A 3,571-nucleotide genomic window follows, 5' to 3' on the forward strand; every position below is an offset into this window, starting at 1 on the left:
GACGGATGGACGACAGGGCCGGGACCGTCCGCCGGTATCAACGGGCCGGGCCCGACCGGGTTACGCGGACGCGCAGCCCCTGGCGCCGCCGCTGTCCGGCCCGCTCGTCCACCTGCACCCGATGGGTCTGTGATCACCTCGATCGGGTACGCGGCCTCTGCGCGCGATGGTCGTGTCAGACGGAAGCTATGCGGGCGAGCAGCGCCCGGACCTCGCCCACGCGGGGGTGGCTGGGATGGAGGGAGCGTTCGCATGCGGTCAGCGCCCGCAGGGCCTCTTCCTTCGCCTCGTCGTGGCGGCCCAGGCCGTGCAGGGCCACGGCCGTGGCGAGCTCCAGCTCTCCGCGGGCGGCAGGCAGCCACTCGGGATACTGCCTGCCGGACTCGGCCAAGGCCTCCGCATGACGCCCCTGACCCGACAGACTGCGAACCAGCAGACATTGCAGGTCGGCGGCCATCTCCTCGGCCCGCGGCAGATGCCCGCGGGCGATCGTCTCCGCCTCCTCATGCCGGTCCAGCGCGCGCAAAGCGTCACCTATGCAGAGCAGAGCCCACAGCTCGAGATCCCAGACACTGGTCAGATGCATGATCCGCGTCAACGCCTGCAGGACATACGTGGCCTCGGCCTCCGCCTCGGCGGCGCGTCCCTCCTCGATCAGCACCCACGCGCGGCACAGCCGGACCTGCAGCAACAGCAGCCGGTTCGCGCCGGTCAGGTGCTCCAGTTCGGCGATCAGGCCTTCAGTCTCAGCCAGCACCGACGCCCCCCGCCCATGGAGCACCGCCGCCAGAACGGCGCAGTACCTGCCCCTCCAGACAGTGCCAGGCCGCCGGTCCCGCCCCCACACACCCTCACGAACCGCAACGACACCCCGCGCCCGTTCCTCGGCCTCCTCGAACATGCCCTCAACCAGCAGGCGGTGGGCGTCGTCGATAGCCGCTTCGTGCCACGGCGCCGCAGCGCCCCCCCTCGCCCATGCCATCCAGGAGGCCACACCCCACACCCGACTTCGCACCGTCACGATCAGCGAGAATACGTTCTCGCCCGAACCGGTCGGCGCCCGCACGGCAAAAAGCATGGCCAACGCCTCCGGCCGCCGCGATCGGCAACACCTGCCGCACGGCCACGGGCGGGACCGCGGGTGCCCGGTCTCACGAACGGTGGTGCCCGCGCCAGGTACGGCACAGCTCTGCGCAGATCGCTTCGTCTCCGTCGTACTCCCGACGGGCGGTGTCGTTGTTGCTTGTCCGCCGGCGCTGCTTGTCACGTGGGGACGCACAGCATCGGTGTCGGGCGGTCACAAACGCCGCACCGGACGTAGCGTCGCGACTCGTGCCTGGGGCAAGCCCAGCTGGCGGGCGCCGGGCCCGCACCCACTGCACGCGACACCCTTCCCAACCCTCAGGAACAGGACCCAGCCCGTGACCAGCGCCCTTGCCCGTCTTCTCGAAATCTTCCCGGCACCGAGCCGGCCCCGCCACAAGGACTGGGACGAGGTCGAACGCACCCTCGCGGTCGGTCTCCCCGGCGACTACAAAGAGCTCATCGGCGTCTACGGAGGAAGCAACTGGGACGACTACCTCTACGTCCTGGAGCCCGACTGCCCCAACAAGCACTACGACCTCCTCAAGTGGGCCACGTACCAGTTCGAAGACCTGGAAGACCTGTGGACTGTCGAGAAGAAGCCGGAAGAACTGGAGACCGAGGGATCCTCGCTCATCCCATGGGCGACCACGGACAACGGAGAATGCCTGTACTGGCTGGTCCTTCCAGGCCGTGAGCCGGACGAATGGACCGTCATGGTGAACGAGGCGCGCGGCCCCCGATGGGAACATTTCTCCGTATCGTGCACGCAATTCCTGGCGTCCGCCCTCACCGGAGAGCTGCAGTCGAACCTCCTCTCGTCGTGCCTGTTCCCGCTGGCCACCCATCAATTCCACCGCCTTGGTGCCGTGTGATGCGGAACTCCGCCGACCCCAACGGCTTCGGCGCGGTCCGAGCGGTCCGCTGACGTACGTCTGCTGACGCCGGGCCGGGCCGGCGCGGACAGGGCTCGGTCTCGCGAGCCTGTGCCGTACGGCGCAGGTCCCCGGCCGGTGCGGCTACCGGGGATGGAAGACCCTGGCACCGGATACTTCCGCCGCCAGCTCGACGACGGGAGCCACTACCCGCTGCCCGGCCAAGCGCCGCGCCGTGCCCGCAACCCCCTCGGCGCCGGCGCCCTCCTGCGCTCACACGGCCTCCCCGTTCTCACCGCACGCAATACCGCAATGATCGAAGCCGTAATGGACCTGCCGCCGATCATCGTCGCCGACCTGTTCGGCCTGCACCCCAGCACTGCCAACCGCTGGGCCAGCTACGCCAACGACAGCTGGAGCCACTACTTGGCCGCTCGGGACCGGGGCGTGCCAAGGCCCTGACTGTTTGCGCCACCGGCTGAACGAGTACCACCCGTGTTTTCCGTGAAGCCCACGAAAGCGGCTCGGAGGAACCGCCGGGCGGTCCGATTTCTGGCGTGGTGGCTTACGGTCGGCCGGGGCGAGCACGCGGCCCCTGAGCCGACCGCAGCTGCTCGTTACCCGGCCGAGCCGGTAGCCGGGGGCACCTCCAGAACGAAGAACAGGAAGCACATCGTGGTCGAGAAGCGTTGGAAGTCGTCGGGGTAGAGCTCACGGGCCGCCGGATCGGGCTGTGCGCTGAGGACGGCCAGACGGAACCCGGCCGCGGTAAAGGCATCGGTCATCGCGTGCAGTGGCCTGCGCCAGAAACTCATCCGGGCGTTCTGCCCCACCAGGTCGGTCCATTCCTGGGTGTAGTTGGTGGTCGCGTGATAGTCGGGCCGAGGGTCCTGGATGGCGTAGTCCACGAAAGGATGCTGCACCGATGCGATCAGTCGACCGCCGGGCCTGAGCACTCGCCGCATCTCGGCCAGCGTCGGCCCCCAGTCTGCCGCTTCGTGCGGTCGGTACCCGGTCGCACGCCTTCGACCTGAACCTCGCCGCCGCCGACCTGCCGCACTAGCGCCGGCCCAGTGACTGATCGAGCGGCCCCTTCGTCCGTGAGAACCCCTTCGGGCTGTAGCCGTACCACCCTGCACGGCCTGATCTGCTCCACGATCCGCAGCACCGGCGACGCAACCGACGACCGCTCGTCGCCGTTCACCATGCACAGCCGCATGGTGACGGCCGTACCCTCGGCGAGGTTGCCTGTAATCCAGCCTGATGAGTACGAGGCAGAGTGGCCCCGCGTCGTCGCGACGCGGTTGGGGGTGAGGGTGGCCTCCACGCCTCATCCGTCCGCGTAGGGCTCCCGCGCCCGCAGCGCGTCGCCGGGCTGCTCCGCACCGCAGAGAACCTCAGGCACTGTGCTGCTCGTCTCCTGGCCGAGAAGCCCTGCGGTGCCGTGCGCTCACGATGGGGGCTCGTCGGAGGTCGCGTCGCATAGGGCTGTGCGCGTACCGCGCACGTACGCGGTCTCATCTACCCGATGTCCAAGGCCGTCCCGTACAGCCGCTCCACCGACAACCGGATGACGATTCGACGCTCGGCCACCAGCTGCTTGAGGAACTCGT

4 protein-coding genes and 1 pseudogene are annotated in these 3,571 nt (G+C 69.1%); 2 read left to right on the top strand and 3 right to left on the bottom strand.

The features are described from left to right. Window positions 1–175 precede the first annotated feature (175 nt). Window positions 176–1,078, bottom strand: coding sequence for a tetratricopeptide repeat protein (locus tag ACWGIU_RS32925; protein ID WP_453711774.1), 903 nt, complete (start codon window positions 1,076–1,078; stop codon window positions 176–178). A gap of 343 nt (window positions 1,079–1,421) precedes the next feature. Between ACWGIU_RS32925 and ACWGIU_RS32930 the strand changes: the two genes are divergently transcribed. After that, window positions 1,422–1,958: an SMI1/KNR4 family protein gene (locus tag ACWGIU_RS32930; RefSeq protein WP_453711775.1), complete on the top strand. Its 537-nt coding sequence runs from the start codon at window positions 1,422–1,424 to the stop codon at window positions 1,956–1,958. Window positions 1,959–2,111: 153 nt separating this feature from the next. Next, window positions 2,112–2,420, top strand: a complete 309-nt coding sequence (locus ACWGIU_RS32935; protein WP_453711776.1) for a hypothetical protein — start codon at window positions 2,112–2,114, stop codon at window positions 2,418–2,420. Between the two features lie 155 nt (window positions 2,421–2,575). Here ACWGIU_RS32935 and ACWGIU_RS32940 read toward each other — a convergent pair whose 3' ends face one another. Both ACWGIU_RS32940 and ACWGIU_RS32945 read right to left on the bottom strand, forming a co-directional pair. Next, window positions 2,576–2,866, bottom strand: a complete 291-nt coding sequence (locus ACWGIU_RS32940; protein WP_453711777.1) for a hypothetical protein — start codon at window positions 2,864–2,866, stop codon at window positions 2,576–2,578. Between the two features lie 613 nt (window positions 2,867–3,479). Continuing rightward, window positions 3,480–3,571, bottom strand: a pseudogene (locus tag ACWGIU_RS32945) (PPOX class F420-dependent oxidoreductase); the annotation flags it as partial.

Source organism: Streptomyces sp. NPDC054840, from assembly GCF_053611065.1.